General features: G+C 45.5%; 18 protein-coding genes, 1 other RNA gene, 1 pseudogene and 2 riboswitches. Of the genes and pseudogenes, 17 read left to right on the top strand and 3 right to left on the bottom strand.

The features are described from left to right. The first annotated feature begins 68 nt into the window (after positions 1-68). Positions 69-435: a transfer-messenger RNA gene (gene ssrA / locus FTX54_RS13865) on the top strand. Positions 436-622: 187 nt separating this feature from the next. On the opposite strand, the gene FTX54_RS13860 is transcribed toward ssrA, so the two are convergent. Then, the gene (locus FTX54_RS13860) at positions 623-745 is read right to left on the bottom strand and encodes a hypothetical protein (RefSeq protein ID WP_281285254.1); all 123 of its coding nucleotides are present in this window, start codon (positions 743-745) and stop codon (positions 623-625) included. A gap of 349 nt (positions 746-1,094) precedes the next feature. On the opposite strand from FTX54_RS13860, the gene FTX54_RS13855 reads away from it, so the two are divergent. Beyond that, entirely contained in the window at positions 1,095-2,555 is a 1,461-nt protein-coding gene (locus FTX54_RS13855; protein ID WP_147804325.1) for a nicotinate phosphoribosyltransferase, read from the top strand. Between the two features lie 655 nt (positions 2,556-3,210). Continuing rightward, positions 3,211-3,792, top strand: a complete 582-nt coding sequence (locus FTX54_RS13850) for a class I SAM-dependent methyltransferase (protein WP_147804324.1) — start codon at positions 3,211-3,213, stop codon at positions 3,790-3,792. 248 nt (positions 3,793-4,040) lie between these two features. Here FTX54_RS13850 and FTX54_RS13845 read toward each other — a convergent pair whose 3' ends face one another. Further along, positions 4,041-5,411, bottom strand: coding sequence for a dipeptidase (locus tag FTX54_RS13845; RefSeq protein ID WP_147804323.1), 1,371 nt, complete (start codon positions 5,409-5,411; stop codon positions 4,041-4,043). Between the two features lie 201 nt (positions 5,412-5,612). Here FTX54_RS13845 and ilvD point away from each other — a divergent pair, with 201 nt between their 5' ends. The 9 genes and pseudogenes from ilvD (at position 5,613) to FTX54_RS13800 (ending at position 17,688) form a co-directional block, all read left to right on the top strand. Next, positions 5,613-7,310, top strand: coding sequence for a dihydroxy-acid dehydratase (ilvD, locus tag FTX54_RS13840; RefSeq protein ID WP_147804322.1), 1,698 nt, complete (start codon positions 5,613-5,615; stop codon positions 7,308-7,310). A 330-nt stretch (positions 7,311-7,640) separates the two neighbouring features. After that, a riboswitch (SAM riboswitch) is annotated at positions 7,641-7,747 on the top strand. A gap of 92 nt (positions 7,748-7,839) precedes the next feature. Beyond that, positions 7,840-9,048, top strand: a complete 1,209-nt coding sequence (locus FTX54_RS13835; protein ID WP_147804321.1) for a homoserine dehydrogenase — start codon at positions 7,840-7,842, stop codon at positions 9,046-9,048. A 270-nt stretch (positions 9,049-9,318) separates the two neighbouring features. Next, on the top strand, positions 9,319-9,738 hold the full coding sequence (locus tag FTX54_RS13830) for a hypothetical protein (protein WP_147804320.1): 420 nt from the start codon (positions 9,319-9,321) through the stop codon (positions 9,736-9,738). 116 nt (positions 9,739-9,854) lie between these two features. Continuing rightward, positions 9,855-10,391: pseudogene (locus FTX54_RS13825) on the top strand (DsbA family oxidoreductase); the annotation flags it as partial. A gap of 320 nt (positions 10,392-10,711) precedes the next feature. After that, positions 10,712-12,013, top strand: coding sequence for a preprotein translocase subunit SecY (gene secY / locus FTX54_RS13820; protein ID WP_147804318.1), 1,302 nt, complete (start codon positions 10,712-10,714; stop codon positions 12,011-12,013). A 53-nt stretch (positions 12,014-12,066) separates the two neighbouring features. Beyond that, on the top strand, positions 12,067-12,192 hold the full coding sequence (locus FTX54_RS13815; RefSeq protein WP_281285253.1) for a hypothetical protein: 126 nt from the start codon (positions 12,067-12,069) through the stop codon (positions 12,190-12,192). A gap of 110 nt (positions 12,193-12,302) precedes the next feature. After that, positions 12,303-14,687: a 3-hydroxyacyl-CoA dehydrogenase/enoyl-CoA hydratase family protein gene (locus FTX54_RS13810; RefSeq protein WP_147804317.1), complete on the top strand. Its 2,385-nt coding sequence runs from the start codon at positions 12,303-12,305 to the stop codon at positions 14,685-14,687. Positions 14,688-14,706: 19 nt separating this feature from the next. Next, entirely contained in the window at positions 14,707-15,888 is a 1,182-nt protein-coding gene (locus FTX54_RS13805) for an acetyl-CoA C-acetyltransferase (RefSeq protein ID WP_147804316.1), read from the top strand. A 21-nt stretch (positions 15,889-15,909) separates the two neighbouring features. Then, positions 15,910-17,688: an acyl-CoA dehydrogenase family protein gene (locus tag FTX54_RS13800; protein ID WP_147804315.1), complete on the top strand. Its 1,779-nt coding sequence runs from the start codon at positions 15,910-15,912 to the stop codon at positions 17,686-17,688. A 212-nt stretch (positions 17,689-17,900) separates the two neighbouring features. Here FTX54_RS13800 and FTX54_RS13795 read toward each other — a convergent pair whose 3' ends face one another. Beyond that, the gene (locus tag FTX54_RS13795) at positions 17,901-19,061 is read right to left on the bottom strand and encodes an FAD/NAD(P)-binding protein (RefSeq protein ID WP_187254601.1); all 1,161 of its coding nucleotides are present in this window, start codon (positions 19,059-19,061) and stop codon (positions 17,901-17,903) included. 122 nt (positions 19,062-19,183) lie between these two features. On the opposite strand from FTX54_RS13795, the gene FTX54_RS13790 reads away from it, so the two are divergent. The 5 genes from FTX54_RS13790 (at position 19,184) to FTX54_RS13770 (ending at position 23,503) form a co-directional block, all read left to right on the top strand. Continuing rightward, positions 19,184-19,540 (top strand): arsenate reductase family protein, encoded by a 357-nt coding sequence (locus FTX54_RS13790; RefSeq protein ID WP_281285252.1) that lies wholly within the window; start codon positions 19,184-19,186, stop codon positions 19,538-19,540. A 125-nt stretch (positions 19,541-19,665) separates the two neighbouring features. Next, positions 19,666-20,049, top strand: coding sequence for a glycine cleavage system protein GcvH (gene gcvH / locus FTX54_RS13785; protein WP_147804312.1), 384 nt, complete (start codon positions 19,666-19,668; stop codon positions 20,047-20,049). A gap of 513 nt (positions 20,050-20,562) precedes the next feature. Beyond that, positions 20,563-20,670: riboswitch (SAM riboswitch) on the top strand. A 153-nt stretch (positions 20,671-20,823) separates the two neighbouring features. After that, positions 20,824-21,849: a methionine ABC transporter ATP-binding protein gene (locus FTX54_RS13780; protein WP_147804311.1), complete on the top strand. Its 1,026-nt coding sequence runs from the start codon at positions 20,824-20,826 to the stop codon at positions 21,847-21,849. 16 nt (positions 21,850-21,865) lie between these two features. Further along, positions 21,866-22,522, top strand: a complete 657-nt coding sequence (locus FTX54_RS13775) for a methionine ABC transporter permease (RefSeq protein ID WP_147804388.1) — start codon at positions 21,866-21,868, stop codon at positions 22,520-22,522. 24 nt (positions 22,523-22,546) lie between these two features. After that, entirely contained in the window at positions 22,547-23,503 is a 957-nt protein-coding gene (locus FTX54_RS13770) for a MetQ/NlpA family ABC transporter substrate-binding protein (protein ID WP_147804310.1), read from the top strand. The last annotated feature ends 307 nt before the right edge of the window (positions 23,504-23,810 follow it).

Raw genomic sequence — 23,810 nt, 5'->3', positions numbered from 1 at the left:
TATATACAAATATGTTATAATAAATAGTACCGTTAAGGACATTTTATTCCTTGACGTTCTCATTTTCCGGGGACGTTCTGGATTCGACAGGGATAGGTCGGCCTTACGTGGCGAGTCGAGCTGAGTGTCCTCGTAAAAACGCTCACACGCCTATAGTTGGCAAACAAGAAGATAACTTCGCACTAGCAGCGGCGTAACAACCCTGCTTGCGGTTCCTCCCTCCATCGCCCATGTGGAGGATTCAGGGACTCACTCTAAGTGGGATACGCAGAGGTTCCTCCACCTGAGGAAGCTCTGAAGAGATTAATCAGGTTAGCCATACGGAAGCCTGTCAGTTGGCTGACGTATCGGCGAATTATAATAAGCTGACTACGCTCGTAGAAGCGTAAGGCACGTTATCCCTGGACGCGGGTTCGATTCCCGCCGTCTCCACCATACATATGCTATGGTGGTTTTTTTATGTCTTCTATACCTTGAAGAAAAGGTACAGGCTTCAGCACAGAAATATTACGAGGGCATAAAAAGGATAAAAAAACCTCATCCGATAAAAAGAAGGCTGCCTTGAAAATAAAATAGATAAGCGTGCGTCTTCGTTTCTATGGGGGCGCAGGGCCGGCCTCAGCTAATCCCTTCCTCCCCACGGTCGACAGGAATGGATCTTCAGCTCGTCCTTGATCGCCTCGGAGTCGCCCCATGTCCACTTCAGCTTACGGAAAAAAAGACCGAGCCGCATCTGCCTTCTCACAGAGAATCCCCCTTCCTGAACATCATTGATTCCAAGTGTATAAAGAAGAAGGTTCAGTCATATAGAAGGCCATTTTCATACCTCATGGTGCAAGGATTTTGCATGAGTGTCTCTATTAAAGCTTTAACACAGTCAAAAAGAAAGAAACGACAGACAAGTGCCTTTTAATAATATTTTCATAAAGAAAATTTCCCCGTATACCCTCTGCTCCTGCCTGAATATCCAGAATAAGATCATAAAATCCATATTTATGTAGTATAATAGTAAAAACATCTAAAAAGTCTTGAAGCATCCTGAAAGAAAAGCATTGGGGAAAACAGTTAAATATCTACAGAAGGGAGCTGGACGAATGAGTTCGTTTAGAAATATGGCTCTTCATACAGATCTTTACCAGCTGACAATGATGCAGACTTATGTGCAAAAAGGTCTTCAGGATCAGAAAGTAGTATTTGACATGTTTTTTCGCAGCCTTCCATTTGGAAATGGGTACGCTGTTTATGCCGGACTCGAACAGATAATAGACTATTTAACGGAACTTGCTTTTTCAGAGGAAGACATAGCGTATCTTGAGTCCCTTGGCTTCAAGAAAAAATTTACAGAACTTTTAAGAAACTTTCGTTTTACCGGGGATGTTTATTCGATGAGGGAGGGAGAGATTATCTTTCCAAATGCACCGGTATTAACGGTAGAAGCCCGGATCGTCGAAGCCCTGCTGATTGAAACAGCTCTTTTAAATATTTTCAATCACCAGACGCTGATTGCTACGAAAGCGTCCAGAATTAAACAGATAACCGGTAAAAAGACAACGGTTGATTTTGGAGCGAGAAGAGGTCACGGCCCTCAGGCGTCCTTATACGGAGCGAGAGCTGCCTGCATAGGAGGAATGGACGGGACGTCGCTGGTAAAGGCAGGAAATAAATTCAAGCTACCGGTTTTCGGCACGATGTCTCATGCATTTGTTCAAAGTTTTGAGAAAGAAGAGCAGGCGTTTATGGCGTATGCTGAAGAAAATGAAGGGAACGTCGTACTCCTTGTCGACACGTATAATACCCTAAGAAGCGGGGTGCCGAATGCGGTGAAAACAGCTGAAAAGCTGAAAGAACGGGGGAAGACCGTGGATGGGATCAGGCTGGACAGTGGGGATATGGCCTACTTGTCTAAAGAGGCACGAAAAATGCTGGACAGGAGCGGATTTCCGGATATTAAAATAGCGGCCTCTGGAGATTTGGATGAATACATTATAGCCGAACTGGAAAATCAAGGAGCGGCTATAGATATGTACGCCGTTGGAACAAAGCTGATTACAGCATTTGATCAGCCTTCTTTAGGAGGAGTCTATAAACTCGTAGAAGTGGAAGCGCAGGGGAAAAGAAATCCGAGAATAAAACTGTCGGATAACATAGAAAAAATAATTACTCCCGGCAGAAAGAAGCCGTATCGAATTATTAACAGCAGGACAGGCCGGGTCGAAGGGGATTACATCACTCTTGCTGATGAAAGGGTTCCCGAGAAAGGACGAAATCTCCTGCTGTTTGATCCGGTAAATACGTGGAAGCAAAAAACAGTAGAGGATTTCGAAGCAATTGAACTGCAGGAAAAAGTAATAAATAAAGGAAAAAGAATAATTTCAAGACCCGAAATAGAAGAAATAAGAAGCTATAGAGAAACAGCCTTAAGCCGTTTTTGGGAAGAACATAAAAGAAAAAAGAATCCCCAGGTATATTATGTCGATCTTTCCGCAGACCTGTGGAGGCTGAAACATAAAATGATCGAAGAAATGCGCAGCCATTTTTTAAAGCAGCAGTCCTGAGTGGGCTTTCGTAAAGTCGTTACGGCATTTCCATACTTCTACAAAAAGCACAATGGTACATTCGATAATTAAAGGTTATATAAGATGAACTTAAATTTTAACGTTTCCGCTTCTCAACCTGTATCAATCGTTTGCATGTGGGGAGCAGGGACGGCTGCAGCTAATTGCACCCTCCCTGCTGAACAAATCTTCGTTTCGTCCTCTATCGCCGCGGAACTGCCCCATTCCGTGAGAAGGCGTTATTCACTAATGACGCTGCAGAATGTGTTTTGTTACTGTTGGAATATATCTAATCCATAAACGAAGCCACTTCTGCATTTAGATGAAGAAACAAACTTTTCGAAATCATTTGTTCATCTTATATAGAAAACTGCGTTTCTTTAAATACATATACGGGTAATAGTATATTAAGGCGTTTGTCTGATTCCTTTTACAGCGCATATTACTAAGCGGCGCTATTTTATTGCTGTAAGCTTCTTTTAAGAGACAGAGAATTATAAACAAAAGTTCCCTGCAGTAAAAATGATGAGCATGCCGGAAGAAGTTCTTATTACGAAAAAATAACACAAGTTCCAATAAATACGATGGTCCCGAAACTCCGTCGTAAAAATACGGGAAAGAATCGCAATTCAAGTGAAAGAAAGGATGAATTTGTATGCAAGGAAAACGTTTTGCAGCTAAGCACGCTGATAAATTGATCGATCCAGCCCGAAGAGAAATACTAAGAGCAGAGGAGATTGTGAATCTGCTTCTTCCTGGGTTTGGAGGCACTATCGCGGATATCGGAGCAGGCAATGGCTATTTTTCCATTCCTCTTGCTTCCCGGGCTGCTCGGGTTAACGCGATGGATATTGAACCAAGAATGCTCGAAATGCTCAGACTGCGTGCAGAACAGGCAGATATAAATAATATCACTTATATAGGAGGAACAGCAGAAGATATTCCTCTGGATGATAATTCCCAGGACGCGGTGTTGTTTGCCTTTGTTTATCATGAAGTTGACTATCCCGTAAAAGTGCTTCAGGAGATAAAAAGGATTCTCCGTCCCGGAGGAAGGGCGGTAATCGCCGACTGGGGAGAGAAAGTAAGAGAGCTTGGCCCGCCGCAGCATGAGCGGTTAGAGGCAGAAGAAGTTCAAAAGGATGCTGCAGCTGCGGAGTTTTCAGTTGTTCATACAGAGATTCGTCAGGACGTTTTCTGGGTGGAATTGAAAAAAGAAATGGCAGGATCTCCGTAGGCTTTTATTAGGAAGTTTATTAGAGAACTGTTTCTTGCGAGGCAGCGCTCTCAAGGTATCCTTTTGGAAGAAAAAAACTGCTGTAATGCCGGTAAACAAAAGGGGCTGTCCCATAAGGACAGGGGCACGGCTTCGAACGGACAAAAGCCAGTTAGACGGGGATTTGTCTAACTGGCTTTTTAACACCTTGTCCGGCTCCGCACGCTTTAAAGGCTGTCTCAATATACCTTTTGAGACAGCCTTTATTATTATTTATTGACCGCGGCGTTATTGTAAAAACGGGTGAGTACGTCCATACCTTTAGCAAAATGCTCAAGCGGAAAGCTCTCATTAGGAGAATGAAGATTGTCTTCTGGTGTACCGAAGCCGAGAAGTACGACGGGAATACCGAAAAGACTGTCTATCGTTTCCACGACAGGGATCGAGCCCCCGAGTCTTACAAAGACTGTTTCTGATCCAAAAGCTTCGCTGTAGCTTTCTGCCGCTTTTCGAAGCAGCGGATGGCCCGGGTCGACTTTATATGCTTTTGCAGAAAGTGCTTCTCTTTTGACGTCGACAATGACCCCTTTAGGCGTATTATTGTTAATGAAATCAACCAGTTTGTCCTGAACATCTTTCGGGTCCTGTCCAGGCACAAGGCGGCAGGTGAGTTTCGCTGTTGCTTCAGCGGGTATGATCGTTTTCGTCCCTTCCCCCTGATAGCCCCCGAACATGCCGTTCACTTCGAGTGTCGGTCGTGCCATCGTATGTTCTTTTGCGGTATAGCCTTTTTCCGATGCCGTTTCCGGAATACCTGTCGTTACAGGGTAGTCTTCTCCCGGAGCCTCATTCATCAATTTTCGTTCTTCTTCCGGGAGCTCTTCTACTCCGTCATAGAAACCAGGGACGGTAATGACTTCTTCTTCGTTTTTCATAGAAGCCAGCAGCTGGGCGAGTGCCATAGCAGGATTTTTCACGGCACCGCCGTATAGACCGGAATGAAGATCCCGTCCAGGGCCGCGTACTTTAAGCTCCAGGCCGGTGAAACCTTTTAATCCGTAAAGGATGGTCGGAATTCCTTTGTCCACCATCCCGGAATCGGAAATTAATGAGAAGTCTGCTTTCAATAGTTCCTGATTATCGTGAAGAAAGCTGTACAGATGTTCACTGCCGATTTCTTCTTCGCCTTCGATAACTACCTTTACGTTCAGGGGGAGTTTTCCTTCGGTGTTCATCATAGCTTCAAAAACGGCAAGGTGCATGAAGACCTGTCCCTTGTCATCACTTGCACCCCGGGCGAAAATCTTCCCGTCCCGGATGGTCGGGGTGAACGGCTCGGTTTCCCAAAGTTCGTAGGGATCGGCAGGCTGAACGTCATAATGACCGTAAAACAGCGCAGTCGGAGCCCCTTCGGCCTGCATGTACTCTGCATACACAAGGGGATGTCCTCCCGTTTCCCTGCGTTCCACAGTGTCAAAGCCTATTTCCTTCATATAATTAATGAGGAAATCGACAGCCTCTTCCATATTGTCTTTTTTTTCTGGATCTGTACTCACACTTTTAATAGCTAAAAAATCACTCAGCTTATGTAATAGACGCTCCTCGTTTTTCTGCAGATATTCCTGAACAGCCTTACTCATCAAGCTTCACTCCTTCTTGGACAAATTTTCCTACATGATTAGTTTAACCCTGCTTTGAAGCGGGTGCAAATATCAATATTCCAATGCTTGAATTACAAGTGAATTCTGAAAACTCATTGCGTCAACGTGTAAAAGTCGTTAAGATATAAGTTATAGCTGAAGCTTGAAAATTGACCGAACGCAGGAAAGGATGACGATCGTATGAGTGAAGAAAAAGACTTGAGAATCCGCAGTAAAGTAATCAGTGAGGGCGCCAACCGTGTGCCGAACCGATCTATGCTGCGTGCTGTAGGATTTGAGGATGAAGATTTTAAAAAACCAATGATTGGTGTGGCAAGTACATGGAGTGAAGTCACCCCTTGTAATGTACATATTGATAAACTGGCCCGAAAAGCAAAAGGAGGAGCAGCTGACGGCGGCGGAGCTCCGATGATTTTTAACACAATTACGGTTGCAGACGGTATAGCTATGGGGCATGAAGGCATGAATTATTCGCTGCCAAGCAGGGAAGTAATTGCGGACTCTATTGAAACGGTTGTCGGAGCGGAGCGCCTGGACGGTCTCGTAGCAATCGGCGGTTGTGACAAAACAACCCCGGCCTGCATTATGGCAATGGGGCGCCTGAATCTTCCTGCCGTTTACGTCTATGGGGGGACAATCGCTCCAGGGAAACTCGATGGAAAAGATATTGATATTGTTTCCTCTTTTGAAGCAGTCGGGCAGTATCAGGAAGGGATTATCGATGAGGAGCAGCTTCACAAAGTGGAATGCAGTGCCTGTCCGGGTGCCGGAGCATGCGGCGGTATGTATACAGCGAACACGATGGCTTCTGCTGTGGAAGCTCTCGGTATGAGTATTCCGGGATCTTCATCCACTCCTGCAGTGAACGATTATAAAGAAGAAGAATGCCGGCAGGCGGGAGAACTTGTAATAGACCTGTTGAAAAACGATATTTATCCGAGAGATATCATGACAAAAAAAGCATTTGAAAATGCTATTACCGTTGTCATGGCGCTGGGCGGATCGACAAATGCGTTCCTTCATCTGACTGCGATGGCACATTCTGCGGGTGTACCACTCGACTTTGAAGATTTCGAACATATCCGTAAACAGGTGCCTCACATCGCCGATCTGAAGCCGAGCGGAAAATATGTAATGCAGGACCTTTACGAAGTTGGAGGCGTACCAGCCGTGATGAAAATTCTCTTGAAAGAAGGTCTGCTTCACGGAGACTGTATGACAGTGACCGGAAAGACAATGGCCGAGAATTTGGAAAGCGTGCCTGATTTAAAAGAAGGACAGAAAGTGATCCGTCCTATTAATAATCCTTTCAAAAAAACCGGACCGCTTGTTGTACTAAAAGGAAACCTCGCTCCGGAAGGTTCCGTTGCCAAAATGTCCGGTCAGAAAATCAGCCGCTTTGAAGGAGTCGCCAAAGTGTACGACAGCGAAGCCGATGCCACCACGGCTATCGAAGCGGGAGAAATTGTTGAAGGAGATGTTCTCGTCATCCGCAACGTCGGACCTAAAGGCGGTCCGGGTATGCCGGAAATGCTTTCGATTACAGCCATGATAGTCGGACGTGGTTTGAACGGAAAAGTGGCACTTATGACGGACGGACGCTTCTCCGGAGGATCCCACGGTTTTGTCATCGGCCATATTGCTCCGGAAGCGGCTGCCGGCGGACCGATCGGACTCCTGCAGAACGGGGATACAGTTACGATCGACAGTGACACGCAGGAAATTAATATGCATGTCGATGAGGATGAGCTGGATCGCCGCAGACAAGCATGGAAAGCACCTGAACCCCGGTATAAAACCGGAATACTTGCGAAATATGCGCGTCTCGTTTCTTCTTCTGCCAAAGGAGCAGTGACCGACGCTGATCTGGATAAGTAAGCGGAGAGAGGTGGTTCCTGGAAAATGCAGGAACCGCCTCTCTTTTTTTATCGTTGGCTGTCTTGAAAATAAAGTAGATAAGCGATAAAACGGGCGCTTTCGTTTTCATGAGGGCGCAGGGCCCGCTTCAGCTAATCCCTTCCTCCGTCGAGTGGGGCTCGTCCTTTATTACATCGAAGTCGCCCTATGCCCACTCCAGATTGCGGTAAAAAAAGACAGAACAGGATCTGCCTTCTATGAGAAAATGGATTCAATAGAGAAAAGATTGGGTATCCACCTTTACACCTGCTTCAATGCTGTGCTAAGCTACAGTCAATCAATTACATACTTCTCTTATCAAGAGCGGCGGAGGGACTGGCCCGATGAAACCCGGCAACCACCAGGAACAACCTGGAAGGTGCCAAATCCTGCAGAATGTTAATTCTGAAAGATAAGGGAGACGGTATCTCTGTATACACGACTCTCTCTATCTTTTTTGATAGAGAGAGTTTTTATTTTGAGAACATTTTAATAAAGGGAGAGATTTTTCATGAGCAGAGCTAAGCGGTTAGCAATTGTCGGATATGGGACAGTAGGGAGCGGCGTGTACGAAGCGCTTGAAGAAAACAGGGAAAAAGTGGAGAAACTGGTCGGCGGGTTTACTATACCGCTTATTGTCGTAAAAGATGGAAAAAAATCCAGAACAACAGAATCAGGCACGAAAATTTCAGAAGATATAGAAACTCTTTATAAAGAAGAGATTGATACGGCAGTGGAAGCTGTACCGGATGCTTTAACGGCGTATCCAATCGTAAAGAAGCTTCTCGAAAAGGGAATCACCGTAGTGACAGCCAACAAAGAGCTTATTGCTAAATACGGGGAAGAACTGCTCCATCTGGCTGCAGAAAATGACTGCCGTCTCTATTTTGAAGCAGCAGTAGCCGGGGGTATTCCTGTATTAAGCAGTATCCGCCATACATTGAAAGTTAACAATGTAGAAAAAATTGAAGGAATTGTTAACGGCACGTCGAACTTTATATTAACAAAAATGAGAGAAGAAGGAACTTCTTTCGAAGACGCACTGGAAGAAGCTCAAAGGCTTGGATATGCAGAGGCGCTTCCTGATAAGGACGTTGATGGGTGGGATGCCTGGTATAAAACGGTGATCCTCAGTCATTGGCTGCATGGACAGCCGCCGGTTTGGCCGGAGGAGAAGCCCAGGGGGATCCGCGGAATAGACGTAAGGGACCTGCATCTGGCAGCTGCTTTTTATGGTCGTATAAAACATACTGCTGTCCTGGAGGGCACATCAGCACGCGTAGAACCCCGGTTTGTCGATGCGGACCATCCTCTTTATGGAGTAGAAGGGGTCAACAACGGGATCCACGTAAAAGGGAGCATTGTCGGGTCGCTGTTATTTCAGGGTGCAGGAGCCGGGAAGTTCCCGACAGCAAGTGCAGTAATTGAAGATATAGTGAATCACTGGACGAATACGGCGGAAGCAGAACCTCCTTATACGGAACAGAGAAAGGAACAAGAAACGAAAGAGCAGGATAATTTTCCTTATTGGTTCATTACAGGAGAACATTTACAGGACCTTCCTGACTTGGTTTCGGAGGTAAGGTTTTTGGAAGGGAAAGAAGCGGCAGTTTTAAAATGTGCCAGAGAAGATCTCCCTGATGTCAGTGGAACTGTTTATCCTGTAAGCGGAACATTAAAAGAAGGAAAGCAGCTTGCGGCTTCACCTGTGCTCTCCTGATAGATGAGCATTAATTATAAAAACTGCTCTCACAGCTTCTCAGTTCCTGCGCAAAAGAGTGATAATTATAAGTTAGGCTGCCTTGAAAAAAAAGTAGATAAACGATAAACGGGCGCTTTCGTTTCCATGGGGGCGCAGGCCGGTTATAGCTTCATACCACCAAGTATGCGTAAGAGCCACAGACTTTAACACAGCTATAAGTTATGAGGGAATTGCTGCTTTTCAGTGAAAAACTCTGTAAACAGATCTTTAAAAAGGAGGCTGGAAAAAATGGAAGCAATTCATTCTTTTTTGAAAAAATCTGTTTTTCATAAAAAACTGCATTATACTTTCGAAGAACTGCAGAAGGAAGAGGTTGTATATCTGGTAGCGCTGGATGATTATCCGCTTAGTTTCCCGCTTTATGGTACGAGAAGGCTCTTATTCGGGGAAGAACACGAACATTACCGGGAACAGGTGTTTGTAAAACTAATCCGTCTGCTTGAGCACAGCTTTGTAGAAGGACACCGGATCGTAATCAGCGGTTTGAAAGCGAATCGTGATGCTGCCTGTTTAGCAGCGGGGTTTTTATTAAGCCTGAGAGAAGCTTCTTCTATACAGGAAGCGGCGCTCATGCTATCGGAACTTGATCCAGCCATCCGCCCGGACTGGTTTACGAGTGAGTTTTGGCTCGAAACAGTTATGCAGTAAGTCTTCTTTTAAGCATGACGGGGAAGAATCTGTTACGCTCCTACTATATAGAAGGAGTGATTTTCATGACAGTAACCGTCCGTATTTACAGTGATTTTGTTTGACCTTTCTGCTATTTAGCGGAGGCTCCGCTATTTCGTGCATTGGAAGGGGAAGACGCTGAAGTAGAGTGGCTGCCTTTTGAATTGAGGCCTTATCCGCAGAAAACTCTCAGTCCCCACAGCAGCTATATCCAGCAGGCCTGGCACCAGTCGATCATGCCGCTTGCAGAGGAGCTGGATGTGACGATGCGGTTAAATTTAACCGATCCGCAGCCGCACACCCATCTTGCCCATGAAGGACTTCTTTTCGCCAAAAAATATAATAGAGGAAATGAATATTCCCATCTTGTTTTCCGTGCTTTTTATGAAGATGGTAAAGACATTGGGAATCCAGCCGTACTTCAGGAACTTGCTGAATCGGCAGGACTCAGCGGCAGGGATTTTAGAACAGCTCTGGAAGAGAGGCATTTTTCTGAAGCGAGGGAAGAATCGATACGTGCAGCTCACCGGGACGGAGTGCAGGCTGTTCCAACTTTTATTATCGGTAATAAAAAATTAACCGGCCTCCAGTCTCAGGAAGCTTATGAACAGGCATTAAAAGAAGCGTTATAAAAAATAGGTAAAAAGATCTAAGAGAGTGTCTCTATGAGGCATTCTCTTCTTGCTGACTAAACTTTCACCTGCGGGAAGCCTCTATCGGGAAGCTGTTTTTATACTGAAAAAGCCCCGGAAAAAAGCTTCTTTATAATTTTTTTTATGATAGGTAAAATTGTCCGAGCGTTGCCCAGTTTAATATGATAAACTAATTAAGCAGTATTTTTATAATAAATGACAGCAGTATATGATGATAGGGGATGCGAAGACGCATCAGGAAGCGTAAGCGGTTACGCTCCATCATAGATTTTTGAAATGAAACAGAGGTGGATAGTTGTATGTTTAATACTTTACAAGGGATGTTCCGCGCGGGAGATCTGCGTAATAAGATTTTGTTTACACTCTCTATTCTAGTGGTGTTCCGTATTGGTGCCCATCTTCCGGCACCAGGGGTGAACGCAGATGCGGTAGACTTCGAAGGGTTTGCTGCTCTCGGCTTCCTGAACCAATTCGGTGGTGGTGCACTGGAGAACTTCTCCATTTTTGCAACGGGAATTATGCCGTATATTACAGCGTCCATTATCGTGCAGCTTCTTCGCATGGATGTTATTCCAAAATTTGCGGAGTGGTCCCGTGAAGGAGACGCTGGACGAAAAAAGCTTGCCCAGGTCACCCGGTATGGTACGGTAGGGATCGCTTTTGTACAGGCTCTTGGCATGTCCATCGGGTTCAACAACCTGATGCCTGGTCTTGTACCTGATCCTTCCATAGCAACTTATTTAATCATTGCCATTACACTTACTGGTGGTACAGCCTTCCTGCTTTGGCTTGGTGAGCAAATTACAGCTAAAGGGGTTGGAAACGGGATTTCCATCCTGATTTTCGCAGGTATTGCCGCAGGTATACCAAATGGCGTCATGCAGCTTTACTCTATCTACATTGCTGATGCAGGAGAGCAGCTGTTCATGAATATTATTATCGTTGCTTTAATTGTACTTGCGATTCTTGCTGTTGTTGTCGGCGTTATTTACGTGCAGCAGGCGGAGCGCAAAGTTCCGGTTCAATACGCAAAGCAGATTGCAGCCGGAGGCCGTGCGACAGGCGGACAGTCGTCCCATCTCCCGATTAAAGTCAACGCGGCAGGCGTAATTCCGGTAATCTTTGCGATGTCCTTGTTCATTTTCCCTCCAACAGTAGCAAACTTCGTGGGAGAGGGCAGTCCAATAGCGACGTGGATTGTGCAGACATTTGATTATACGAATCCGATAGGAATGCTCGTTTATGCGATCCTCATTATCGCGTTTGCCTATTTCTATACGTTTGTGCAGATGAATCCGGAGCAGATGGCTCAAAATCTGCAGCGCCAGAACGGCTTTATTCCAGGAGTCCGTCCAGGTAAAGCAACCCAGGATTACATTGTGAAACTCCTTTACCGTCTGACGTTTGTAGGATCCCTGTTCCTTGCAACGGTAGCCATTTTACCGTTGATTCTCGGACAGGCAGCGGGGCTCCCGCCTTCTGTACAGATCGGTGGTACAGGACTGCTCATCGTTGTGGGTGTTGCCCTTGATACGATGAAGCGTATTGAAAGTCAGCTGATCGACCGGCGTTATACAGGCTTTATGCGTCGATCCTCATAACCAAAGGAACTGTCCCGGATTTTCCGGGGCAGTTTTTTTATGGGAGATCAGCCGTGGTTCGACCAGACTCCTCCACGGCCAGACCGGAAAGTGCCAATGGCAAACGAAAACAGACGTTTCCCGCAGCAGAAGCAATTATACAGTTTGAAAATAAACAGAAAAAGTTTTTTGACAATTGAGGTTGCATGATTGGTAAAAATTATATATAGTAAAAGTAGCGCAGGAGATTATTTTTTTAAGTTAAAAATGAATGAGTATTCATTCAAAATAGAACGCAAGGAGGTTTCTCATGACACGTCATATTAAAAAAGCGGCCGTTCTCGGCTCCGGTATTATGGGTTCAGGAATCGCTGCACACCTGGCGAACATTGGTATTCCGGTGCTTCTGCTCGATGTTGTGCCGAAAGAAGCTCAGGAAAATACGGGCAGTGTAGCTACGATGGAAGCAAAAAAAGTTCGCAGCAAGCTGGCTTCAGAAGCGGTTCAACAGCTGAAGAAACAAAAACCGGCTCCTTTGGCGCGGCAGGAAAATGCGGATTTAATTGAACCCGGAAACTTTGAAGATGACATGCACCGATTGAATGAAGTGGACTGGGTTATTGAAGTAGTAGTTGAAAACCTGGAAATTAAGCAGAAAGTTTTCGCCCAGGTGGATGAATACCGTCGTGACGGTACGATTATCACCTCCAACACTTCAGGAATTTCCATAGAAGCGATGGCCGAAGGAAGAACGGAAGATTTCCGCAGACACTTCCTCGGCACACACTTTTTCAATCCGCCCCGGTACTTGAAGCTGCTGGAAGTTATTCCGACGAAAGAAACAGATAAAAATGTGCTTTCATTTATGAAGCGCTTCGGAGAAGACGTACTCGGTAAAGGTGTAGTTGAGGCGAAAGATACACCTAACTTTATTGCAAACAGGATTGGCACGTATGGACTGCTCGTAACTGTCCGGGAAATGGTAAAAGGCGGCTATTCGGTCGGAGAAGTGGATTCTGTGACCGGACCTGCCCTTGGACGTCCCAAAAGCGCTACGTTTAGAACTCTCGATGTCGTTGGTCTTGATACATTCATGCACGTTGCAAAAAATGTTTACGACAAAGTAGAGGGAGAAGAAAAAGAAGTATTTAACCCTCCCGCTTTTATGGAAAAAATGATTGAAGAGAAGATGCTTGGAAGCAAAACGGGCAGAGGCTTCTATGAAAAACAAAAGACAGCGGAAGGAAGCGAAATCCTGGAGCTTGATTACGAATCAATGGAATACGTGACGCGCAAAAAAATGAAAGCGCCTTCTGTCCAGCAGAGCAAGCAGGCAAAAGGCAAAGCAGCTAAAATCCAGGCGCTTGCCTATGCGGATGATAAAGCTGGCACGCTTGTTTGGAATATATTAAAAGCTACGCTGCTCTACTCTGCTGAAAAGGCCGGGGAAGTAGCCGATTCCATTTACGATGTGGACCAGGCAATGAAGTGGGGATTCGGCTGGGAACTAGGCCCGTTCGAAACATGGGATGCCCTTGGCGTTGAAAAATCCACAGCAAGGATGAAACAGGAAGGGGAAAAGATTCCAGAGTGGGTGGAAAACATGCTTGCAGATGGAAAAACTTCTTTCTACGAAGGGTATGCCCGGTACTATCACAAAGGACAGTATACCGAGGCGGATATTAATGAAAAAGTGATTAATCTGAAGTCGTTCAAAAATGACAGCAACGTGATTATGAAAAATACAGGTGCTTCCCTTATCGATATTGGGGATGACATAGCTGTTCTTGAATTTACTTCACCTAATAATTCCATTGGCCTCGACGTCATGCAGATGATCAATAAATCAATTGAGGAAGTCGAAAAAAATTATAAGGGACTTGTTATCAACAATCAGGGCAAGAACTTCTGCGTAGGTGCCAACTTAATGATGATGCTGATGGAAGCACAGGATATGAACTTCCCAGAGATAGATCTCGTTGTGCGCCAGTTCCAGAATTCAATGGCGAAAATCCGTTATTCCGAAAAACCGGTTGTCGCTGCGCCTTTCCAAATGACGCTTGGCGGAGGTACGGAAGTCTGCCTGCCATCTGCCGGAATTCAGGCATCGATGGAAACGTACATGGGGCTTGTGGAAGCAGGCGTCGGACTTATTCCCGGAGGCGGAGGAAATAAAGAATTGTATCTCCGCCACGTAAACCGTATCCCGGAAGGAACAAAGGTCGATCTGCAGGCAGTTTCCAATAATGTGTTTGAAACGATTGCGATGGCGAAAGTAAGTACAAGCGCCCACGAAGCGCAGAAACTAGGATTTATCCGCCCGCAGGATGATATCAGTATTAACGGAGACCACCTTCTGACAGATGCCAAAAATAAGGCCCTCTATCTTTACGAGCAGGGATATCGTGCTCCGAAGCGGGAGAAGATTCCGGTAGTCGGAGAGCGCGGCTATGCTACGATGCTTCTCGGTGCGAAAACTCTCCGTTTTGGAGGACAAGTCTCTGAACATGACTTAAAAATAGCGGAAAAACTGGCTTTCGTACTGGCCGGTGGACGGGTTCCATACGGTACCGAAGTAGACGAGCAGTATCTGCTTGATGTAGAGAGAGAAGCGTTCCTCAGCCTTATCGGGGAGCCGAAAACCCAGCAGCGTATGCAGCATATGCTTACAACAGGCAAGCCGCTGCGCAACTAGTTGAAGGAGGGGATCAGAAGTGAGAGAAGCAGTAATTGTAGCAGGAGCGAGAACTCCTGTCGGCAAAGCGAAAAAAGGAACGTTTGCCAGCATCCGTCCGGATGATCTGGCAGCGCATACGATAAAAGAAACGCTGAAAAGGGCAAACGATTTTGACCCGGGACGGATTGAAGACGTCATTATCGGATGTGCTATGCCGGAAGCGGAGCAGGGGATGAATATGGCCCGCAATATTTCCGCACTTGCAGGTCTCCCGCAGCACGTACCGGCGATTACGATCAACCGCTATTGTTCTTCAGGACTGCAGAGCATTGCGTACGGAGCAGAACGGATTATGCTTGGTCAGTCAGAAGCCATCATTGCCGGAGGAGCAGAATCAATGAGTCTTATTCCGATGGGGGGGCACGTCATTGCACCGAACCCCCATCTCGTGGAACATGCTCCAGAATATTATATGGGAATGGGCTTTACGGCTGAAGAAGTAGCTAAAAAATTCGGCGTTTCCCGTGAAGATCAGGATGCCTTTGCAGCAGAAAGTCATAAACGGGCAGCAGCCGCTATTAAAAACGGCCGCTTTGAAGAGGAAATTGCGCCCGTACCGGTAACGCTTCGAAGTGTGAACGAAAACAACAAGCTCGAAGAAAGAGACGTCGTTCTGGCGCAGGATGAAGGAGTCCGGGAAGACACGACGGTAGAAACACTTGCCAAGCTTCGTCCAGCATTTAATCAGCAGAACGGAACCGTGACAGCAGGGAATGCTTCCCAGATGAGTGATGGAGCAGCCTCTGTCCTTGTAATGGATAAAGAAAAAGCTGAACAGGATGGATTGACTCCGCTTGTGAAGTTCCGCTCTTTTGCGGTAGCCGGCGTCGCACCGGAAATTATGGGGATCGGGCCCGTAGAAGCTATTCCGAAAGCTGTTAAGCAGGCGGGGCTGTCCATGGAGGATATCGGACTTTTTGAACTGAATGAAGCATTTGCCTCCCAGGCGCTGCAGGTCATCCGTCATTTAAAACTTGATCACAGCAAAGTGAACGTTAACGGCGGAGCGATCGCACTCGGTCACCCGCTGGGCTGTACCGGAACAAAGCTTACGTTGAGCCTTATTCACGAAATGAAGCGCAGGAATGAACAGTTCGGTGTCGTAACGATGTGTATCGGCGGCGGTATGGGTGCAGCAGGGGTATTTGAACTTTTGTAAAATAGAGAGAGGATGATAAAAATGGCAACAACACAAAAAGCAAAAGGCGGCGGATTTCTTCTGGAATCCCAGACAGCAGATGCAGTTTTCACGCCGGAGGATTTAACTGACGAGCATAAAATGATCGCTAAAACGACGGAGGATTTTGTAAAAGAAAAGGTCGTTCCGGAAATTGAGTTCATTGAGAACCACGAATTCGACCGTTCCGTCCGCCTGCTGAAAGAAGCGGGAGAACTAGGACTCCTCGGAGCAGATGTTCCGGAGGAATTCGGGGGCATCGGTCTTGATAAGATCAGCTCTTCTCTTATTACAGAAAAATTTGCTCTTGCCGGATCCTTTTCTCTCACTCAGGGAGCACACGTAGGAATTGGAACTCTTCCGATCGTATTTTTCGGATCGAAAGAACAGAAGCAGCAGTATCTGCCTGACCTGGCGACGGGAGCAAAAATCGCTGCTTATGCGTTGACAGAACCTACTTCCGGTTCGGATGCGTTAAGCGCGAAAACAACAGCGAAACTGAATGACGAAGGTACACATTACGTGCTCAATGGAGAGAAGCAGTGGATTACAAATGCCGGATTCGCCGATGTCTTCGTTGTGTATGCGAAAATCGACGGAGAGCAGTTTTCCGCATTTATTGTAGAAAGAGAGTATGACGGTGTGTCGGTAGGACCGGAAGAGAAAAAGATGGGTATTAAAGGCTCGTCCACACGAACATTAATTCTTCAGGACGCGAAGGTTCCGAAAGAAAACCTGCTCGGTGAAGCCGGCAAAGGACACGTCATTGCATTTAATATTCTTAACATTGGACGGTACAAGCTTGGTGTCGGATGTATCGGCGGAGCAAAACGTGCGATTGAAATTTCTGCTAAATATGCGAATGAGCGTAAACAATTTAAAATGCCAATTTCAAAGTTTACCCTTATACAGAAAAAGCTTGCGGAAATGGCAGCTAAAACGTACGCCATGGAAAGTACAATTTACCGGACGGGCGGTATGATCGAAGATGCTTTCAGCAGTCTCTCCGCAGAAGAACAGCAGGACGGAAAGGCCGTTGGACAGGCGATCGGAGAATATGCGATCGAGTGTTCTTTAAACAAATTCTTCGGTTCTGAAGTGCTGGATTTCGTAGTTGATGAAGCAGTGCAGATCCATGGAGGCTACGGCTTTATGGCCGAATATGAAGTTGAAACGATGTACAGAAACTCCCGTATCAACAGAATCTTCGAAGGAACAAATGAAATTAACCGTATGCTCGTACCTGCCACCCTCATGCGAAAAGCAATGAAAGGGGAGCTGCCTCTTCTCGAACAGGCCCAGGGGCTGCAGGAAGAGCTTATGATGATGATGCCGCAGGAAGTCGGCGATGAGCCGCTCGAGCAGGAAAAATATCTGCTTGAAAACAGTAAAAAGATCTTTTTGATGATTGCCGGAACGGCCGCGCAGACTTATGGTGAGGACCTTCAGAAAGAACAGGAGCTTCTCGCGAATATTGCAGACATCGTAAATGAAGTTTTCAATATCGAATCAATGATTCTCCGCACGGAAAAAGCGATGGCGAAATCCGGAGCAGAAAAAACTTCCCAGAAACTTCTAATGACAGAAGTGTATACACAGGAAGCATTCAACCATATTGAATCGATTGCTAAAGAATCGCTCGTTACACTGGAAGACGGCGACAGCCTTCGTACGATGCTTTCCATTCTTAAAAAGCTTACGCGTCACACTCCGATTGATTTGATCAAAAAGAAGCGTGAACTTGCGAAGCGTGTTATTGAAGAAGAGCGCTACGTCGTTTAATTACTTGATATCCAATTTAGGACAGTTCCCTGTCCTAAAAAAACTATAAACATTCTTTCTGGCATCAGGAAGAACATTCTCTCTTAGAAAAGGCCCGGCTCTGCGTCTCCCCACGCAGACCGGGCTTTTTTCTGTCATCAGCTGGAGCCGTACAGCATTTGAGGAGTCTGCTGAAATGATAAATGCGGAAGCTTAGACAGCCATCGTATCGATTATAAGCCGGCGGTAATTTTTTGAGCTTCTGCAAAAGCCGTAATGCGGGCTGCTGCTCTCTGAGCACCCGAAATATTTCGGGCTACCGGGCCGATTTCCAGCTCTGCAAGAGCTCCGACTGCAAATAAGCTATCTTCCCATAACAGCGAAGAGGATAAAACCGGATATCCGCAGGAGGCGCAGGGAAGAGAGTAGCGGGAAATCAAAGAATGCAGCCAGCCGGCTTCGGGAAGCTTGTTTTTAAAACCTGTACAGCAGATCACAGAATCAAAGATTCCTAAGGAGAGGTTTCTATCAAAAAGTTCTACTTTACCATTTCGGGAAACGGAGTCTGTAATATGCGCGTCCTGAAACACGACATTGCCGCGCCTTTGTTCCTGGAGCAGCCGAAAATAAAGTTCCCGCGGCATGGAACCGGTGTAGCGGGCGTCGTGAAGACACTTTCTGCGACTCCCGTAATTATTCATCATCGTAAATTTCCGCATATTTTTCGGGCCGAGCCATGCCGGATCACTGTCGAAGGGATGCACGCGCAGGGGATGGCGCTTAATGAAAGTCACTTTTTTATTTTTCTTTCGGGATAGATACAAAGCCGTATGAGCAGCTGAAATTCCGCCTCCAATAACAGCTGGTGTACTGCCTGCATTATCCAGATCAAAATGAGGATCAAAAATATGAACAGCTGTTTCCGTGAGAGGATCAGGCATATGCAGCTTCTGACCACCTCCTGGAGCGAGGATGACAAATTGACTTACGGCCTGTTTTCCTGATTTCAGGTTGACGTACCAATGTCCGGCGCTTTTTTCAAGACCAGTCACAGTATCCTGAACCCAAGAGGTTGAAATACCGAGGCTATCAATAAGATACGCACAGTGCTCGTTAAAAAGTTCTATGGAAGGACGCTTGTAACGCCCGTAAAAATCCTTGTCTGAAGAAGCGTAGTTTTCCAGGGAGAAAGGGTCGGATGAAAGGTGATGCACAAACGAGGAACGCAGGTAAGGCATCTCTATTTTAGATGTCCGCTTTTTCCAAACATGGAGCGGAGCCTCATGCGGGTCTATTACACATAGTTCGTCTATCGCACAGACGTTTCTTTCCAGTAAATGCACGGCAGCTGTTATACCTTGAATACCGCCGCCTATAATCGTCCATTTTTTCATGAAAAACTCTCCTCTTAAATCGAAATAGTTACGATTTATTATAATTGCTGTATGGTTTTGATGCAACACCCGTGCGGAGAATGAAAAGAAAAGGTAAAATAACGAAAGAAGGAGGGGTTTCATTGGAAATTAAATTTTATCAGTACCCTAAATGCAGTACATGTCAGAAAGCAAAAAAGTGGCTGGAAAAAAATGAGGTGAACTTTGAGGAAATTGATATTACAGAGCATCCGCCTGATAAAAAGCAGCTGAAGGAAATTCAAGAAAAAAGCGGTCTGCCGATTAAGAAATTCTTTAATACAAGCGGGAAGAAATACCGGGAGCTGAATATTAAAGAAAGAATAGGAACGGCTTCCGACGATGAGCTTCTGGAACTGCTCTCTTCGGATGGCATGCTTATTAAACGTCCGATTGCTTACGACGGCGAAAATGTGACGGTTGGATTTAAAGAAGAAGCTTACGAAACTGCCTGGAAATAGCGGGCAGCGGTTGCAGGAAGGAAGCGCGATGTATTATAGTAAAAGAGACAGCGCTTCACTGCCGGTTACATAAGAAGAGGGCAGGAAAAGTACGACCCAATATAATAGATGGAGGGATCCATACGATGAGTGTACCTAAGGAATTTAAGTATTCAGAAGAGCATGAATGGGTAAAAGAAGAAAACGGAAATGTACGGATCGGCATTACTCACTTTGCACAGGCAGAGCTTGGAGATATCGTTTTTGTTGAACTGCCGGAAGTAGGCGACGAAATCCAGGCGGAAGATCCATTCGGAAGTGTAGAGTCTGTTAAAACGGTCTCGGAGCTGTACGCACCACTAAGTGGTAAAGTGGTGGAAATTAATGAAGAGCTGGAAGATTCTCCAGAGCTTGTGAACGAATCACCTCACGAAAAAGCATGGATGATTGTTATCGAACCTTCCGATAAGAGCCAAATGGACAACCTTATGGATGCGGACGCTTATAAAAAAATGATCGACGAAGAGTAATCTTCACGTATCATATTGGAACTGCCGGGAAATCATTTTTCCGGCAGTTTTAGTTTTTGGCTCTGTTAAAGCTCCGTGTTGTTATTGGATTGCCCGCGGCTCTTTTTTCTTCGCCTGCCGGGTTGAAGCGAAGTTTTCTTATATATATCAACAACAGACTTGATTCTTACGCGAAAAAGGGGAACTTGTCTTTCCGGCTTACGATGACAGAAGATAACTTTACTTTAAAAGCTGGTGGGCCAAGCTTAAACGAGAGAAGTTTTAAGGGTTAAAGCAGCTTTTTTGTCAGATATAGTTTGTTTTCCCCAAACGTGCGTAAGAACTAAAGCTTTAACAGAACTTAGTTTTTTGATGGCTCTCTTGAAAATATTTTCAAGAGAGCCATTTTTAAAGCAGCCAAAATAGTAAGCGTTTTCTTCTTTGATGGGTATTCAGACAGTAATATCTTTAAGTTGACAATGGTTAAAGCGAGTGATAATATCCGTCTTAGACTAAAAAAGAAAACTAAATATCTTCTTATCGAGAGAGGTGGAGGGATGGGCCCGATGAAACCCGGCAACCGCGAGACACAGGTCTTGAAGGTGCCAATTCCTATGAAGGTACGCCTTCAGCAGATGAGAAGGAAGACTTTATTCAGCAGGCCTTTCTACTCATCATGGGGAGAAAGGTTTTTTTACAGCTTTTTTTCCTTGAATCCTTTTGTGCGTTAAACTAACTAAGCTGATAGGAATAATTAATTTTAATGGTTTTTATCTATAGAAAGGAGCTGCCACCTTGATTACGCTCTCGAAAATTGGAAAAGTGTTTCAAACGAAAGATGGAAAAGTAACAGCTGTCGATGACATCGATTTAACGATCGATAAAGGAGAAATTTTTGGAGTTATCGGATACAGTGGAGCAGGAAAGAGTACGCTTATACGTATGCTGAATATGCTGGAAGCTCCGACTTCGGGAAATGTGGAAGTTGCAGGAAAAAAAATGAATGGCATGTCCAGTCAGAAACTGCGTGAAGCAAGGCAGGAAATCGGTATGATTTTCCAGCACTTTAATCTTCTATGGTCCCGGACAGTATCAGAAAATATCGCTTTTCCACTGGAGATCAAAGGGGTAAATAAAGCGGACCAGAAAAAACGGGTCGAGGAATTAGTCCGGCTGGTTGGACTGGAAGGAAGAGGTGGTTCTTATCCAGCTCAGCTCAGCGGGGGGCAGAAGCAGCGTGTAGGTATTGCCAGAGCACTTGCTAATAATCCACAGGTGCTTTTGTGTGATGAGGCAACCTCCGCTCTGGATCCGAAAACAACAGATTCAATCCTCGATCTTCTTGTCGATATAAACAAAAAATTGGGACTCACGATCGTCCTGATTACTCACGAAATGCACGTCATAAGAAAAATCTGTCACCGGGTAGCGGTGATGGAGAACGGTAAAATTGTGGAACAAGGTGACGTGCTGGATATATTCCGGCGTCCGCAGCAGAATATGACGAAAGAATTTGTAAAACAGGTTACGGAGCCTGAAGAAACTGAAGAAGCGTTAAAGCATCTCTTCGATAACCAGGACATCGGCCGCGTGCTGCAGCTGACTTTCGTAGGCGGGGATGCCCAGCGCCCTCTTATTACGGATATTGTTCGGAATTTTGATGTGAATGTAAGTATCCTTCAAGGGAAAATTTCGCAGACGCAGCATGGATCTTACGGTTCGCTTTTTGTAAGTATTACTGGCGAAGATACGCCTGTAAATGATGCAGTATCCTTTATACGTGCTCAACAGGTGGAAGTGGAGGTGATTCACGGTGGATAACATCCTTGCTTCAGCCATGTTTGGAGAAATAAACTGGGCGAATATGTGGGAAGCTACGCTGGAAACAGTGTATATGTCGGTGGCTGCTCTCATATTTACTTTTTTGATAGGTATTATTCTTGGACTGTTTCTCTTTTTAACAGATAGAGGACAGCTTTGGCAGAATAAAACAGCTCATTTTATTATTGGAGCTTACGTAAACATATTCCGCTCCATTCCCTTTATTATATTGATCGTTCTGCTTATTCCGTTTACACGTACTCTTGTAGGGACAATGCTCGGACCATCAGCAGCTCTTCCTGCCTTGATCATCGGGGCGGCACCCTTCTACGCACGTATGGTGGAAATTGCCTTAAGAGAAATAGATAAAGGAGTTGTGGAAGCTTCCAGAGCGATGGGAGCTTCGAACAAGCAGATTATTATGAAAGTGCTGCTTCCCGAATCTATGCCTGCACTAGTTTCAGGAATTACGGTTACGGCCATTGCTCTAGTCAGCTACACGGCGATGGCAGGAGTAATTGGAGCAGGCGGTCTTGGAGATCTCGCTTTCCGGGACGGATTTCAGCGCAACAATCCGGAAATAACAATCACAGCAACAATTGTCGTACTCATAATCGTCTTTATTCTGCAGTTTATCGGCGATTATATTACGAATAAATTAGATAAAAGATAATTATCATAACAGGGGGATTTAAATATGAAGAAGACAGTACAGATTGCAGCAATTACAGCAACAGCGGCTTTTCTAGCAGCCTGCGGCACCAACGGTGAAGAAACAAATAATGGTACAGGAAACAATGGAGAAACAAATAACAGCGCAGAAACAAACAATGCCGCAGAAACAGAAGAAACTGACAACGAGTCAACAGATAATAATACAGCTGATGAAAACAACGGGAATGAAGCTTCTGAGGATTTTGAAACACTTACAGTTGGCGCTTCCAACGTTCCTCACGCTGAAATTTTGGAATACTCCGAGTCCCTTCTTGAAGAAGAAGGGGTAGAGCTTGAAATTGTTACGTTCAATGACTATATCCTTCCTAACCAGTCTCTCGACGAAGGGGAGCTTGATGCAAACTACTTTCAGCACGTTCCTTATCTGGAGTCACAGATGGAGGAATTCGACTATGATTTTGTTAATAAAGGCGGCATTCACATTGAGCCGATCGGTCTCTATTCCCAGGAATATGATTCCCTTGATGCTCTTCCTGAGGGAGCGGAAATTATCATGAGCAGCTCCGTTGCCGATCACGGCCGTATTTTGATGATGCTTGAAGAAGAAGGGTTGATTACTCTTGAAGAAGAGGCAGGAATCAATGCGACTATCGACGATATAGCTGAGAATCCAAACGATTTTAATTTCCAGGATAATGTTGAGGCTGCACTGCTTCCTACTGCTTACGAAAACAATGAAGGGGATGCTGTGCTGATCAATTCAAACTATGCGCTTGATGCAGGACTTAATCCGCTCGAAGATGCAATAGCTATGGAGTCGGCAGATGGTGATAACCCATACGTCAACGTTATCGCAGCTAACAGTGAAGATGAAGGCGATGAGCGTCTGGATATTCTTGTAGATGTTCTACGTTCAGAAGATGTCCGTGGGTTTATTGAAGAGAATTATGAAGGTGCCGTTGTACCTGTAGAAGAATAAAAATATTAAGCTGAGGGGGCTGGCCTGACAGGGTCAGCCTCTTTTTTAACCTGAACATGCAGACAAATGCAGTTTGTCTGCACAGCCAGCCCAATGGAGCAGCGTTTTCCGCCTTTCCATGAGCGCAGGAAAGAAAAGAACGGCTGCTTAAACAGAAGCACGAAGAACTGGTATATACACTGAGAAGCTGATCCCCTCAGGTCAGCTTTTTTGTTGTATTGTTATTTTTTGGTCTGGCTGAACTTACTTCCCTTCACGGGAGGCATCCTTAAAACAGGGAGAGACCCTCTGATTTCAGTAGAAACAG

The sequence above is a fragment of the Alkalicoccus halolimnae genome (assembly GCF_008014775.2).
In the GTDB taxonomy this organism is placed as follows: domain Bacteria; phylum Bacillota; class Bacilli; order Bacillales; family Salisediminibacteriaceae; genus Alkalicoccus; species Alkalicoccus halolimnae.
Note: the sequence above shows the minus strand (reverse complement) of the source record. Positions and strands in the feature narration are given on the sequence as shown.